Annotated in this window: 13 protein-coding genes; 1 reads left to right on the top strand and 12 read right to left on the bottom strand. The window is 68.9% G+C overall.

All coding sequences use genetic code 11. The annotated features are described in order from the left end of the window. Window positions 1–78: 78 nt before the first annotated feature. On the top strand, window positions 79–1,140 hold the full coding sequence (locus tag L632_RS0107720) for a substrate-binding domain-containing protein (RefSeq protein WP_371255969.1): 1,062 nt from the start codon (window positions 79–81) through the stop codon (window positions 1,138–1,140). 66 nt (window positions 1,141–1,206) lie between these two features. Here the strand turns inward: L632_RS0107720 and L632_RS0107715 are convergent, their stop codons facing one another. From L632_RS0107715 to L632_RS0107660, 12 genes are all read right to left on the bottom strand, one after another. Further along, window positions 1,207–2,451, bottom strand: coding sequence for a hypothetical protein (locus L632_RS0107715; protein ID WP_028716583.1), 1,245 nt, complete (start codon window positions 2,449–2,451; stop codon window positions 1,207–1,209). A gap of 3 nt (window positions 2,452–2,454) precedes the next feature. Further along, the gene (locus L632_RS0107710) at window positions 2,455–3,069 is read right to left on the bottom strand and encodes a hypothetical protein (protein ID WP_028716582.1); all 615 of its coding nucleotides are present in this window, start codon (window positions 3,067–3,069) and stop codon (window positions 2,455–2,457) included. A 110-nt stretch (window positions 3,070–3,179) separates the two neighbouring features. Continuing rightward, window positions 3,180–4,007, bottom strand: coding sequence for an alpha/beta hydrolase (locus L632_RS0107705; RefSeq protein ID WP_036697608.1), 828 nt, complete (start codon window positions 4,005–4,007; stop codon window positions 3,180–3,182). Continuing rightward, on the bottom strand, window positions 4,008–4,697 hold the full coding sequence (locus tag L632_RS0107700; protein ID WP_028716580.1) for an ABC transporter ATP-binding protein: 690 nt from the start codon (window positions 4,695–4,697) through the stop codon (window positions 4,008–4,010). Continuing rightward, window positions 4,694–5,458 (bottom strand): ABC transporter ATP-binding protein, encoded by a 765-nt coding sequence (locus L632_RS0107695; protein WP_028716579.1) that lies wholly within the window; start codon window positions 5,456–5,458, stop codon window positions 4,694–4,696. Before L632_RS0107695 ends, L632_RS0107700 begins: the two co-directional genes overlap by 4 nt. Continuing rightward, entirely contained in the window at window positions 5,451–6,443 is a 993-nt protein-coding gene (locus tag L632_RS0107690; protein WP_084648068.1) for a branched-chain amino acid ABC transporter permease, read from the bottom strand. Before L632_RS0107690 ends, L632_RS0107695 begins: the two co-directional genes overlap by 8 nt. A gap of 3 nt (window positions 6,444–6,446) precedes the next feature. After that, a complete protein-coding gene (locus tag L632_RS0107685) occupies window positions 6,447–7,358 on the bottom strand; it encodes a branched-chain amino acid ABC transporter permease (protein ID WP_028716577.1) in 912 nt (303 codons plus the stop codon). A 64-nt stretch (window positions 7,359–7,422) separates the two neighbouring features. Then, window positions 7,423–8,565, bottom strand: coding sequence for an ABC transporter substrate-binding protein (locus L632_RS0107680; protein ID WP_028716576.1), 1,143 nt, complete (start codon window positions 8,563–8,565; stop codon window positions 7,423–7,425). 456 nt (window positions 8,566–9,021) lie between these two features. Continuing rightward, on the bottom strand, window positions 9,022–10,425 hold the full coding sequence (gndA, locus tag L632_RS0107675) for an NADP-dependent phosphogluconate dehydrogenase (RefSeq protein WP_028716575.1): 1,404 nt from the start codon (window positions 10,423–10,425) through the stop codon (window positions 9,022–9,024). A gap of 179 nt (window positions 10,426–10,604) precedes the next feature. Continuing rightward, entirely contained in the window at window positions 10,605–11,909 is a 1,305-nt protein-coding gene (locus L632_RS0107670) for a TRAP transporter large permease (RefSeq protein ID WP_028716574.1), read from the bottom strand. Window positions 11,910–11,954: 45 nt separating this feature from the next. Then, window positions 11,955–12,545, bottom strand: coding sequence for a TRAP transporter small permease subunit (locus L632_RS0107665; RefSeq protein ID WP_028713041.1), 591 nt, complete (start codon window positions 12,543–12,545; stop codon window positions 11,955–11,957). A gap of 1 nt (window position 12,546) precedes the next feature. Next, window positions 12,547–13,533 carry a TRAP transporter substrate-binding protein gene (locus L632_RS0107660; protein ID WP_036697604.1) on the bottom strand — a complete coding sequence of 329 codons (987 nt, stop codon included), beginning with the start codon at window positions 13,531–13,533 and terminating at the stop codon, window positions 12,547–12,549. Between the last annotated feature and the right edge of the window lie 119 nt (window positions 13,534–13,652).

The raw sequence follows: 13,652 nt of genomic DNA, 5'->3' as shown, positions 1-13,652 counted from the left end.
TGAAAGGGGTGTTTGCTTTTATGCAAATCGTTTTGCCAGCTTCCTGAATAGCACCGATTCCGATTCTTGCAAATCGTTTTGCAACGGTGGTCGGAACGCGCTAAGCTGCCGGGGCATCCTGCATGGACGAGCAAGACCTTGGGCAGACCGACGATTTCAGACCTGGCCAAAGCCGCCGGGGTTTCCCCGACGACGGTGTCGCATGCCTTCAGCGGCCGGCGGCACGTGGACCCCGAAACGCGCGAGCGCATCCACCGGCTGGCGCGCGAGATCGGCTATCACCCCAGCAGCCTGGCCCAGGGGCTGCGCAGCGGCCGGACCGGGATCATCGCGCTGGCCTCCTCGATGCCCTTCGCGGTCGCGGCCGGTCCCTCGCGGCTGGGCTTCCTGATGGAGATCGCCGCCTCGGCCGCCATGTCAGCGCTGACCCGCGACATCGCGCTGTGCCTGATTCCGCCGCATCCCTCGGGACAGGGCCATGGTCGGGCGGGATTCGACGGCGTGATCCTGGTCGAGCCGACGCGCGACGATCCGCTGGTCGCGCATTTCGAATCGCGCAAGACGCCCATCGTCTCGATCGGGACCGTCCCGGGCCGCCCGGACATCGCCGCGGTCGACCTGCGCTCGCGCGAGACGGCCTTTCTGCTGCTGGACCATCTGGCCGCGCAGGGCAGCCGGCATATCGCGGTGCTGACCGGCGCCAGCCCGCGCACCAGCCATGCCGAGACCGGACAGGCCTATCTGGATTTCGCGGCGCGGCACGGCATGGCGCCGGTGCTGCTGCATCTGGACGAGGCCGGGGGGGAAGAGCTGGGCTATCAGGAGGCCCTGCGCCTGCTGGCGGAAAACCCCTCGATCGACGGGCTCTATGCCTCGGTCGACGCCTTCGCCAGCGGTGCGGTCCGGGCGGCGCGCGCGCTTGGCCGCGCCGTTCCCGACCGGCTGCGCATCGCCACTCGCTACGATGGCTTGCGGGCGAAGCTGTCCCAGCCGCCGATGACGGCGGTGGACCTGCACCTGCCCCAGATCGCCGAGGCGGCGGTCGATCTGCTGCTGGCGCTGATCGAGGGCAGGTCGGGAAGCGCGGTCGCCGCCCTGCCCGATCTGATCGCCCGGCGGTCCTCGCTGTCCGGGGCCTGAGCCGCCCGGCCCGCCGCAGGGACCGTGCCGGAAAGGCCGCACCTCCCGGCCGCGGACGGGCGGGGGTCAGGGACGCTGGAACCGGCAGCTGGGGATGAACCGCTTGAGCTTGCGGCCGGGCAGCAGCAGGCTGTCGGGCGGATCCGCCTCGATGATGTCGCAGCGATGCGCACCGTGGTTCCTGCCCCGGGCGTCCGCATGGGCGGACATGTCGGCCGCCTGCAGGGCGATCTGCACCCGGGTCATCGGGCCGTCGCAGGTCACCACCACCGCATTGCCGTCCAGCGCGACATCGGTGATGCGGGCGCCTGCCGCCTCGACGCCGTGATCGGCCAGCCCGCCATAGGCCGGATATTCGCTGTCGGGATCGAAGATCAGCGGCTTGCCGTCCTCGGTCGAGAAGGGGATGCGCAGGGTGTTGCCCTGCCAGACCGGCCTGCCGGGCAGCAGGTTGACGTTCCGGCCCTGCTCGCGCCGGGCAAAGACATAGGCGGCGATCTCGCAATGGATCAGCTGCGACGGCAGATCGGGATGCACCGCGTTGTCGAAGGTCAGCACCGGGTAAAGCGGCCCGGCAAAGATGGCGTCGAAATCCCGCACCAGATCCAGCTGCGCCAGCACCGGCCCATAGGGCCGCGCCGCGGCGGCGTTCACATAGCCGCCGGTCTGCCACAGCATCAGCGGCGGGCGGATGCCGGTCAGCGCCTCGATATCGTCCAGCGCGTCGCCATAGGCCCGGGCGGCCGCGGCGCGATAGGCCGGCCCAGACATGGCGATATTCGCCTCGCCCTGGATCATGCCATAGACCAGGGGCCGGGCGCCGGGCGCGATGCGCAGCGCCTCTTGCAGCCAGCGGGCATGGTTGTCGCGGATCGTCGTGCCCAGCCGGCCATGGGCCGGGTCGCGGTCGAATTCGTGGATCGAGGTGCCGGCGATGCTGTGGCAGCCGACGAACATGCGGTGCCGCGCGATTCCCAGCCGCCTGCGCCACAGGTCCAGCGCCTGGCTGAAGCTGAAGGCGGCCGGAACGTTCGCCAGCGGAACGGCGGCGGAATGGCCGGTCGCATGGCGCGCGTCATAGCCCAGCGAGCCGGGGCCGTGCAGCCGCACCGCCACCCCGTCCGGGCGGCAAAGCCCGTCCAGCTGCCGAACCGCCGCCCGGGCGTGATGGGAATGCGCGCGGCGTTCCTCGGGCGAGGCGTTGCAACCCAGCGCCAGCGACTGCCCGTCGATGATGACGATCTGCGCTCCGGCCGCAAGCCGGGCGGGGGCAAGGCCGCTCATCTGGCTCCAGAGCGATTGCAGGCGCATCCGCTACTCCACGATGACGGCGGCGGCATGCAGCACGCCAAGACAGGCCCGGCCGATCTCGACGCGCTCCACCGCGAAGGCCGGGACCTGCAGCGGCGATTGCCGGGTTTCGCCATCCGCCTCGACGACGCTCAGCCGGCCCTCGGCCAGGTCCAGCTCGCAGCCGACGGTCTGGCGGTCGCCGAAGCCGCCGATCGGCGCCAGCAGCATCTGCAGCCCGCCCGGTCCGATCACCCGCAAGCCTCTGCGGTCATATTGCAAGAGCAGCGCACAGACCGGCAGGTGCGGGTTGACCGCAAGCAGCGTCGCCCGCCCCGTCCCCAGAACGCCGTGGCGCGTCGCGTCGGCCAGCAGGGTGACGCGGGCCGCGGGGCCGCGGCGGCCGGTCCAGCGCAGGATATAGCCGCGCATCTCCAGCCCCTCGGCGGTCATCCGCCCCGGCGCGCCGCCGGCAAGGGCGCATTCGGCAAGCGCCGCCCGCCAGGCCCCGCGCGCCGTCAGCCCGGACAGCGGCCCGGGCGGCGCAACGCAAGGATCCAGATGGATCGAGGCCAGATCGGCCAGCGCCCCCGCTGCGGCACCGGGCTTTCCCGGTTGCGAACCCCTGTCCTGCATCATCCCCTACCCGCCTTCCCCGCCGGATACTGCCGCCCAGGCGCGCAGCGGCAACCGCCAGCGCCGCTGGTATAGGACGGCGGCGCGGTGCCGTCGATGCGCCTGTCCCGGCCTCATCCCGGCCCGGCCCCGAGGACCGGGCCCGCGAGTGTGGCCAGCTGCACCCCTTCGGGATCGGCCAGATCGTCCAGCACCCGGAAATGATCGCAGCCAGGGACGTGCAGCAGCGCCGCGGGCTCGCCCGCCCGCCGGCAGGCCGCGGCATAGTCGTCCGATTGCCGGACAAGCTCGGGCAGCTCCTCCGCCCCGACCGAGACGAGCATGGGCGCGCCCCGGGCGATGTTGCGCATCGGGCTCAGGGCGGCGATCTCGGCCGCGGTCAGCTGCAGCTTGTCGTTCAGCTGCCCGAGGCTGATCGGCAGCAGGTCGAACAGCCCGCTGATCGCCAGCACCGAGCCCACGGCCGGGTGGCCGCGATGCATGGCCGCCAGATGCCCGCCGGCGGAATGCCCGGCCAGGCAGAGCGGCCGCCCGGCCAGCTCCGCCGCCAGATGGTCGAGCAGGCGCCCGATCTCGGCCACGATCTGCGTCATCGAGGCCTCGGGCGCCAGGGTGTATTCGGCCAGGATCACGTCATGGCCGCGCGCCATGGGACCCTGGGCGCAGAAGGCGAAATCCTCCTTGACGCAGCTTTGCCAATAGCCGCCGTGGATGAAGACGAAGACCGGAGCATCCGACCGGCCGCAAAGGAACCAGTCATAGGTCTGGCGCGCGCCGGGGCCGTATCGCAGGTCGCGCCGGACCTCCCGCGCGGCGTAGAAGGCATCGCTGCGGGCACGGAAATCCCGCATCAGCCCCGGGAAATCCGCAAGCCTGCCGGTATTGCTGTAGGCCGTGTCCAGTTCCTGCCGGGTCATGCCGCGATAGATCGCCGTCGCCATTCACACCCCCAGATAGCGGTCGGTCAGGTCGGCGGTCAGTCCGGCGATGCCGCCCTGCCAGACCGTCGCGCCGCGTTCGACGATCACCGCGCGGTCGGCGACCAAGGCAATCTCGCGCAGCGACTTGTCCACCAGCAGGATCGACAGCCCCTCGGATTTCAGCCGCCGCACGCCGGCCCAGATTTCCTGCCGCACCACCGGGGCAAGGCCCTCGGTCGCCTCGTCCAGCACCAGCAGGCGCGGATTGGTCATCAGCGCCCGGCCGATGGCCAGCATCTGCTGTTCGCCCCCCGACAGGGTGCGCGCGACCTGGCCCATGCGTTCCTGCAGGCGGGGAAACAGCGCGCAGACGCGGGCCATGTCCCAGGGACCGGGCCGGGCGGCGACGGTCAGGTTCTCGGCCACGGTCAGCGGCGCGAAGCAGCGCCGCCCCTCGGGCACCAGTCCGACGCCCAGCCGCGCCACCTTGGGCGCCGAAAGCCCGGCGACATCGCAGCCGGCAAGGCGCAGGCTGCCGCCGGAATGCGGCATCAGGCGGCTGATGCAGCGGATCGTCGTGGTCTTGCCCATGCCGTTGCGGCCCATCAGCGCCACCACCTCGCCCTCATCGAGGTCGAGGGTGATGCCGAACAGCGCCTGCACCGGGCCGTAAGAGGCGGTCACGTCGCGCAGTTCCAGAAGCCGGGTCATGCCTCCTCTCCCAGATAGGAGCGCCGCACCTCGGGATTGGCGCGGATCTCGGCCACGCTGCCGGTGGCGATGATCCGGCCATAGACCAGCACCGAGATGCGGTCGGCCAGCGCAAAGACCGCGTCCATGTCATGTTCGACCAGCAGGATCGGCGCCTCGGCGCGCAGCTCCGAAAGGATCGCGGTCAGCTGCCGCCCGCCCTCCAGCCCCATGCCGGCCATCGGCTCGTCCAGCAGGAAGGCGCGCGGGCGCAGCGCCAGCGCCATGGCGATTTCCAGCTTGCGGCGCTCGCCATGCGACAGTGTCGCAGCGGGGACCAGATGCCGCCCGGCCAGACCGGCCTGCTCGATATGGAACAGGGCGGGTTCGGTCAGCTTGCGGTCGGCCAGCGCCGGCAGGTGAAAGCGGAACACCGCGCCGCTGGCCCCGGCCACCGCCAGCATGACGTTCTGCAGCACCGTGAAATCCGGGATCACCGAGGACACCTGGAAGCTGCGCGCCAGCCCCAGCCGCGCCCGCGCCGCCGCGTCCAGCCCGTCGATCACCTGCCCCTCGAAGCGGATGGAACCGGCGTCGGGCCGGATCTCGCCGACGATCTGCTTGATCAGCGTGGACTTGCCGGCGCCGTTCGGGCCGATCAGGGCGTGGATCTCGCCCGGGCGCAGGTCCAGGCTGACATCGTCGGTCGCCAGCAAGGCGCCGAAGGACTTGCGCAGGCCGCGGATCTCCAGGATGGGTTCGTTGAGCTTCGGCTCAGGCATGGCGGCCCCTTCGCGTGACAATGCCGATCAGCCCGCCCGGCGCGAATAGAACGATGGCCAGCAGCAGAAGGCCCAGCAGCGCCTGCCAGTAATCGCTGATGCCGCCCAGCACATGCTCCAGCAGGATGAAGATCGCCGCACCCGCGACCGGGCCGCAAAGCCGCCCCACGCCGCCCAGAATGACGAAGACCATGATCTCGCCCGACATGTGCCAGGACAGCATGGCCGGGCTGACGAAACGGTTCAGATCGGCGTAAAGCGACCCTGCCAGCCCGACGATTATCCCCGACAGCACGAAAGCCGTCAGCCGGATGGCATAGGGGCGGATGCCGACGGCGACGGTGCGCTGGCTGTTCTGCCGCGCCGCCTGCAAGGCCAGGCCAAAGCGCGACTGCGTGACCACGGCGGTAAAGGCCAGCGCCACGGCCAGCAGCACGGCGCAGACGGCGAAATACTGGATCGGGGCAAAGGTGTTCAGGCCGGGAAAGCTGTTGCGGACATAGAAGCTCAGCCCGTCCTCGCCGCCATAGCGCGGCCAGCTGATGGCGAAGTAATAAAGCATCTGCGCAAAGGCCAGCGTCACCATGATGAAATAGACGCCCGAGGTGCGCAAGGACAGCGCCCCGATGGCCAGCGCCGCCAGCCCCGCCGCCAGCATCGCCATGGGCCAGATGCCCAGCATCTCGTTGCTGCCCATGACGGTGACGGGCAGCGTGGCGACCGGCGTGCCCGCTGCGGCATGGCTGGCCAGGATCGCGGTCACGTAGCCGCCGATGCCGAAGAAGGCGGCATGGCCGAACGAGATCAGCCCGCCATAGCCAAGCGCCAGATTCAGCCCCACCCCGGCCAGGCCGAAGATCGCCGCCTTGGTCGCCAGCGTGACGGCAAAGCCCTCGCCCAGCAGATGCGCGGCGACGGCGGCAGCGACCAGCAGGGCCAGGATCGCCAGGTTGATCGCGGTGTCGCGGTTCAGCATCTCGCGCATCGCTCAGCCCCTTGCCCCGAACAGCCCCTGCGGCCGCAGGATCAGCACCACGGCCATCAGCACATAGATCAGCACCGAGGCCAGCGAGGCGCCGACAGTATTGGCGCTGGAGGCGTCCCATACCCGCGCGAACAACCCCGGCAGCAGCGCCTTGCCCAGCGTGTCGGTCATGCCGACCAGCAACGCGCCGACGAAGGCACCCTTGATCGAGCCGATGCCGCCGATCACCACCACGACGAAGGCCAGGATCAGCACCGGCTCGCCCATGCCGACCTGCACCGACTGGATGGTGCCGACCAGCGCGCCCGCCAGCCCGGCGAGCGCCGCGCCAAGCGCGAAGACGAAGGTGTAGAGCCGCGCGATGTCCACCCCCAGCGCGCCGATCATCTCGCGATCCGCCTCGCCGGCGCGGATGCGGATGCCCAGCCGGGTGCGGGTGATCAGCCACCACAGACCCAGGGCCACCGCCGCGCCGAAGCCGATGATCACCAGCCGGAACAGCGGATAATGCAGCCCGCCCGGCAGCACCACCGCACCGGAAAGCGAGGGCGGCAGCTTGAGGTAAAGCGGGAACGAGCCGAAGAGCCAGCGCGTGCCCTCGGAGAACACCAGGATCAGCGCGAAGGTCGCCAGCACCTGGTCCAGGTGATCGCGGGCGTAAAGCCGGCGGATCACCGCGATCTCGACCAGCGCGCCGGCCGCGGCGGCGGCCGCGAGGCTGGCCGCCAGCCCCAGCCAGAACGAGCCGGTGGCCGCCGCCACCGCCGCGCAGGCGAAGGCCCCGGTCATGTAGAGCGAGCCGTGCGCAAGGTTGATCAGCCCCATGACGCCGAAGACCAGGGTCAGCCCGGCCGCCATCAGGAACAGCATCATCCCGTATTGCAGGCCGTTCAGCGCCTGCTCGGCCAGAAGCATCACCGTTCTCTCTCCCGGTTTGCCCCGATGCGGGCCGGTCGCGGCCGGCCCGCATCAGCGCGGCTTACATGCCGCACTGCTCGGCATAGGCGTCGCCATGGTCGGCCAGGGCCGGGCCGACGATCCTGTTGGTCAGCACGTCGCCTTCCTTGACCACCTCGCGCACGTAATAGTCCTGGATCGGGTGCTGGTTCGGACCAAAGCGGAACTTGCCGCGCACGCTGGGGAAATCCGCCTCGGCCAGCGCCGCGCGGAAGGCGTCGGCATCGCCCACCTCGGCCTTGGCGATGGCCGAGAGGAGCAGGTTCGCCGTGTCATAGGCCTGCGCCGCGTAAAGCGAGGGCAGCCGGCCGTATTCGGCCTGAAAGGTTTCGACGAAGGCGGCGTTCGCATCGTTCTTAAGATCCTTGGACCATTGCGCGGTGTTCCTGACCCCCAGCGCGGCATCGCCCACGGCGGGCAGGATGTCCTGGCTGAAGCTGAAGGCCGGGCCGATCACCGGCTTGCCGACGCCGGATTCGGCATATTGCTTCATGAAGGCGATGCCCATGCCGCCCGGCAGGAAGAAGAACACCGCATCCGCATCGCTGGCGCGGATCTGGGCGATCTCGCCGGCGTAATCGGTCTGGCCGACCTGGGTATAGATCTCGCCGACCACCTCGCCCTTGTAGTAACGCTTGAAGCCCGCCAGCGAATCCTGCCCGGCGGGATAGTTCGGCGCCATGATGAAGACCTTGCCGATGCCGGCCTCGGTGGCATGGGCGCCCGCCGCCTCGTGCAGGTTGTCGTTCTGGTAGGAGACCGAGAAATATTTCGGATTGCAGCCCGCCCCGGCCAGCTGCGAGGGCGCGGCATTGGTGGACAGGTAGAACTTGTCCTGCGCCACCGCCGCCGGCACCACCGCCATGGCGAGGTTCGACCAGACGATGCCGGTCAACACATCGACCTTGTCGGACTGGATCATCTTGTCGGCGATCTGCACCGCGACATCGGGTTTCTGCTGGTCGTCCTCGATCACCAGCTCGACCGCCTGGCCCGCCTCGCCCGCGTTCTTCAGCGCCAGCAGGAAGCCGTCGCGTGTATCGACGCCCAGCCCGGCCCCGCCGCCGGACAGCGTGGTGATCATCCCGACCTTGACGCCTTCGGCCTGCGCGGCCGCGGCAAGGGCAAGGCTGGCGCCGGCAATCAGCAGGCTTTTCGGGTTCATGGCAAACTCCCTGTTTGAGGCGCAATCGTTCCTGCGCATGTTTTGATGATGCGCCGCCGGGCCGCAACGGCTTTCGCACATCGGGCGGCGATCCGGCTGCTGTTTTGCGCGGCAAGGACTGCGGAAAGGGGGCGGAGGGGAGGCTTTGCCGCTCCTGCCGGGAAGCGGCGGGTCAGCCGGCGCGGCAGGGCCGGACTCGATGGGCAGACCCCGCCCCCAGGCGTCCGGGGCCGGTCTGCGCCTGGCTTGCCGGCCGGCAGGAGGCGGTGACGGGAAATGCCTGTTCCGCGCCCGAGGCGTCAGCTCCGGGCGATTGTCGGCGGGCGCCGCCCATCGCCCTCGGGACAAGCCCGCATGTGCCCCGCCGGCATCGGCAGGTCGCGGCGCATGGTTTTGTGCCGGACCGGGCGACCTTCCGGCAGCCCGGCGCGGTCACCGCCCGGGGCTGAAGGCCGCTCAGCCCGGCTTGCCCCATGGCCCGTGATGGCGGTCCTGTCCGTCCAGGCGGTCGAAACCATGCGCGCCGAAGAAGTCGCGCTGTGCCTGGATCATGTTGGCGGTGCCGCGGCCGGTGCGCATCATGTCGAACCAGCTCAGCCCCGAGGCCAGCGCCGGCAGCGCATGGCCGGCCATGATCCCCTGCGCCACCACCGCCCGCAGCGCCGGCATCGCGGCCTCGAGCCTTTCGGCGAAGAAGGGCGCCAGCGCCAGGTTGCGCGACGGATCCTCGGCCAGCGCCGTGGCCATGTCGTTCAGCATGGCCGAGCGGATGATGCAGCCCGCCCGCCAGACCCGCGCGATCCCCGGCAGGTCGAGCTGCCAGCCGAAGGCGCGGCCGGCAGCCTCGATCATCGCGAAACCCTGCGCATAGCACAGGATCTTGCCGACGATCAGCGCCTGCTCCAGCTGGCCGAGCGCCAGGTCCAGCGCCTGCGGAGCGGCGCCGAAGCGCGCCTCGCCCGCCTTGCGCTCGGCAAGCCGGGCCGAGACGTTGCGCGCCGCCACCGCCGCCTCGATCACCGGAATCGGCGCGGCGAGGTGCTGCGCCTCGATCGCTGTCCAGCGCCCGGTGCCCTTCTGCCCGGCGGCGTCCAGGATCACGTCCAGCATCGGCTGGCCGGTCAGCGGATCGGCGGCCCCGGCGACGGCGGCCGAGATCTCGACCAGATAGGATTTCAGCGCCCCCCCGTTCCAGCCGGCGAAGGTCTCGCCGATGGCGGCGGCGGGCAGGCCGAGCCCGTCGCGCATCAGCCCGTAGACCTCGGCGATCATCTGCATGTCGGCATATTCGATGCCGTTATGCACGGTCTTGACGAAATGGCCGGCGCCGGCCTCGCCCATCCAGGTGGCGCAGGGGGTGCCGTCCTCGGCCCGGGCGGCGATGGCCTGCATGACCGGGGCGACGCGGTCCCAGTCGGCGCGGGCGCCGCCGCCCATGATGGCGGGGCCGTGGCGCGCGCCCTCTTCGCCGCCCGAGACGCCCATGCCCAGGAAGCGCATCGGCAGGCCGGCATTCGCGCGGCGGTTGGTGTCGTGGAAATTGGCGTTGCCGGCGTCGATCACCAGATCCTCGGGGCCGAGCAGCGGCGCCAGCGCGGCGATCTGGTCGTCGACGGCCTGACCGGCGGGGACCATCAGGATGATGGCGCGAGGGGGCGCGATGGCGGCGACCAGTTCGGCCAGGCTTTCGGTCGGGACCACGCGCTCCGCCAGCGCCCCGGCCTCGGCATGGAAGCGGCGGGTGACTTCGGCCGTGCGGTTCCAGACCGCGATGGGAAAGCCCTTCTCGGCGATGTTCAGCGCCAGCGCCGCACCCATCGTCCCCAGGCCGATCAGGCCGATCCTAGTGTCAGTGTTCATTATTCTTCTTTGCTCTGGACAACGCGTCCCCGCGAGGGACGCCGAATGATGATCGAAATGCAGCTGCGCGACGGACCCGTGGCACGGAGGCATCTGATAACGCTAACGGGACAGGCAGTCAAACCTGTCCCGCAAGGCGCCCCGGCGTGAAGGGACCGGGACGCCGCCTGCGGGCGGGATCAGCCCAGCAGCAGATCGGGCAGAAAGGTGACGATCCCCGGGAACAGCGCCAGCATGATCGCAAAGCCGATCATGATCATCAGGAAGGGGAAGGTGACCCTTGCGATATAGGCCGTGCTTCGGGCGGTGATGTTCTGGATCACGGCGAAGTTGAAGGCCACCGGCGGCGTGATCTGCGCCATCTCGACCACCAGGACCATGAAGATGCCGAACCAGATCTTGTCGAAACCCGCGGCCTCGACCAGCGGCAGCACCACCGGCAGGGTGGTCGCGATCATCGAAAAGCCCTCGAGCGCGGTCCCGAGCACGAGATAGAGCACGATCAGCGCCACGATCAGCAGCATCGGCGACAGGTTCCAGTCCGTCACGACATTTGCAACCGCGGCAGGGATGCCAAGGGTCGAGGTGATGTTGCCCAGCACCGATGCGCCAAGGATGATGATGCCCATGACCGAGCAGGTCTGCACCGTCCCCAGGATGATGTCGCGCAGCGCCCGCAGGTTCAGCGCGCCCTGCGACAGCGACACGAGGAAGGCGCCGACCACACCCAGCGCCGCGGCCTCGGAAGGGGTCGCCAACCCGCCATACATCGAGCCCAGGACGCAGAGGATCAGGAACATGACCGGGCCGAGATCCCGCAGGGCGGCAAGACGCTGGCGGAAGGGCATGTGGCGCAAGGCGCGTTCATTTTCGGGCACCAGGTCAGGCTTGGCGCTGGCGCGGATCATGATGTAGACGGCAAAGACCAGGGCAAGCAGGACGCCCGGAATGAAGCCGGCGGTGAAAAGCCGCAGGATCGATTCATTGGCCAGCACGCCGTACATGATCATCACCGTCGAGGGCGGGATCAGGAATCCCAGCGTGCCGGCGCCCGCAAGGCTCCCGATGGCCAGATCGGGCGAATAGCCCCGGGCCAGCAGTTCCTTCAGGGTCATGCGGCCGACGACCTGCGTCGTCGCGGCCGAGGATCCCGAGATCGCCGCAAAGATCGAGCAGCCCACGACATTGACATGCAGCAGCCGGCCCGGAAGCAGGCCCGCCCATGGAGCCAGGCCGCTGAACAGGGTCTCCGACAGGCGCGTGCGGAACAGGAACTCGCCCATCAGGATGAAAAGCGGCAACGCGACCAGGTCGGGCGTGGTCAGGATGTTGAACAGGTATTGCGGAAACAGCCTGTCGACGGGCAGGCCGGTGAACATCATTGCCAGGCCGATGGCCGTGGCCAGCAAGGCGATTCCGATCCAGGCCCCGATGGCCAATGTGCCGAAAAGAAGCCCGAACAGGCTTGCGACGATAGCGCCCATGTTTCTCCCCGATATTCCTGGTTTCGCGCGCAGGGGCGCTGTGGCTTACTCGATGGCGCTCGCGGCACCGAGGCTGGGTTTGTCGACAATGTTGCCGCTGATGGCGGTGACGAGTCGGGCAACCATCTGGAAGGCCAGCACGGCCGCGCCGATGGTCAGCACCAGCTGCGGGATCCACAGGGGCGTGAAACTGTCCTGGGAAACCTCGCCATAGCTCCAGGTGCGATGCGTGAACTGCGCAAGCCAGACCGCCAGAGGAAGCGTGACACCGGAGCCCAGGATGGCGGCGAATATCTCGAACATCCGGGCGTAGCGGCCCTTGCCCATCGAGAGCAGCAGCTCCACCCGCAGTTGCAGGCCCGCGCGCAACGTCATGCCCGAGCCGAGCAGGAAGGCCGCGCCCATTAGATAGGCACTGTATTCCCAGCCGATTCCGGTACCCGTCGGAAAGGACGGGACATAACGGCTGATCAAGGCCATCGTGGTGTCGATCAGCACGAGCAGGGTCAGGCCGAGGACGCAGAGACCGGCAAGCCAGGCCGCGACCAGCGAGGCGAAGTCCGCCGCCCTTTGCAGGGCAGCGGCAGCACCGCGTTCAGCGACGGCCTTGGAGGCGACATGCTGCTCTCCGGCCATCTCAGTTGCCGCCTTTCGACGCGAGATAGGCATCGGCAATCGGCTTGGCCGCAGGAACGCGGTCGAAGAATTCCGCCTGAACCTGCTTGGCCTTCTCGGCGATCTGGGCCTTCAGCTCGTCCGACAGCTCGACCAGCTGCATGCCGTGGCCGGTCATGATCTCAAGGCTTTTCCCGTCGCTCTCGCGCGAGCTTTCCCAGAATTGCGGCTCAAGCTCGGCGGCGACCTTCTCGATGGCGGCCTGCTGCTCCGGCGTGAGCCTGTTCCAGGAATCGAGGTTGATCGTCACCGCGTTCGACCCCCAGGTATGGTTGGTCGGATAGATATGGCTGAGGAATTCCCAGAACTTGCCGTCCACGCCCGAGGTGGCGGAAGTCGCAACGCCGCTGACCCGGCCCGAAGCCAGCGCCGGCAGCAGCTCGCCCCAGGGCATGGCGATGCCGTCCATGCCAAGGCTGCTGACGATATCGACGGTGTTCTTGTCGGCACCGCGCACCGTGATGCCGCGAAAATCGCCGATATCGTCGACCTGGGTCTTCAGATAGACATACTGGGCCGGCGACGGCACCATGTAGAGGATCTTCTGGTTGTATTGCTCGGCCAGCTTCTCGAACTCGGGGCGCAGGAAGGTGTGATATTCCTTCAGCTCCTCCATCGATTCGACAAGGAAGGGCACGCCTTCGGCGCCGAACAGCGGGTTCATCCCGACCTGCTGGCTGATGTTGATATCGGCCATGTCGGCAAGCCCGTCGCGCACCGCGCCCAACTGGTCGGGCCCCTTGAAGCCCAACGACCCGGAGGTGGCGACATTGATGACGACCTCGCCATCGGTCGCCTCCTTGACGGCCTCGGCGAAGCTCTTGGCGTTTTCCGCCATGAAATTACCGTCCGGCAGCACTTCGGACAAGCTGAGCCGGGTTTGCGCCACAGCGGCGCTTGCCAGGGCAAGCGCAGCCGCAGCCCCCAACGCGATCGGCTTGAGGAACATCAATCTCTCCCTATCTTGGCACTTACCGCAAGCGAGCCGGACCAACGGCATATCGCTGCGGAGCGGCTGTTTTGCAGTTTTGTGACCGTTGCACCTGCTACCCTAGCGGACAGGCCGGT

This window comes from Paracoccus sp. J39 (assembly GCF_000518925.1).
In the GTDB taxonomy this organism is placed as follows: Bacteria; Pseudomonadota; Alphaproteobacteria; order Rhodobacterales; family Rhodobacteraceae; genus Paracoccus.
The sequence above is the reverse complement of the archived record's forward strand: the minus strand, read 5'-3'. Positions and strand labels throughout refer to the sequence as shown.

Coding starts and splice junctions, on each gene's coding strand:
- L632_RS0107665 (WP_028713041.1), bottom strand. CDS start 12,545: ATGGCCGGAGAGCAGCATGTCGCCTCCAAGGCCGTCGCTGAACGCGGT.
- L632_RS0107685 (WP_028716577.1), bottom strand. CDS start 7,358: ATGCTTCTGGCCGAGCAGGCGCTGAACGGCCTGCAATACGGGATGATG.
- gndA (WP_028716575.1), bottom strand. CDS start 10,425: ATGAACACTGACACTAGGATCGGCCTGATCGGCCTGGGGACGATGGGT.
- L632_RS0107680 (WP_028716576.1), bottom strand. CDS start 8,565: ATGAACCCGAAAAGCCTGCTGATTGCCGGCGCCAGCCTTGCCCTTGCC.
- L632_RS0107715 (WP_028716583.1), bottom strand. CDS start 2,451: ATGCGCCTGCAATCGCTCTGGAGCCAGATGAGCGGCCTTGCCCCCGCC.
- L632_RS0107710 (WP_028716582.1), bottom strand. CDS start 3,069: ATGATGCAGGACAGGGGTTCGCAACCGGGAAAGCCCGGTGCCGCAGCG.
- L632_RS0107700 (WP_028716580.1), bottom strand. CDS start 4,697: ATGACCCGGCTTCTGGAACTGCGCGACGTGACCGCCTCTTACGGCCCG.
- L632_RS0107670 (WP_028716574.1), bottom strand. CDS start 11,909: ATGGGCGCTATCGTCGCAAGCCTGTTCGGGCTTCTTTTCGGCACATTG.
- L632_RS0107660 (WP_036697604.1), bottom strand. CDS start 13,533: ATGTTCCTCAAGCCGATCGCGTTGGGGGCTGCGGCTGCGCTTGCCCTG.
- L632_RS0107705 (WP_036697608.1), bottom strand. CDS start 4,007: ATGGCGACGGCGATCTATCGCGGCATGACCCGGCAGGAACTGGACACG.
- L632_RS0107695 (WP_028716579.1), bottom strand. CDS start 5,458: ATGCCTGAGCCGAAGCTCAACGAACCCATCCTGGAGATCCGCGGCCTG.
- L632_RS0107690 (WP_084648068.1), bottom strand. CDS start 6,443: ATGCGCGAGATGCTGAACCGCGACACCGCGATCAACCTGGCGATCCTG.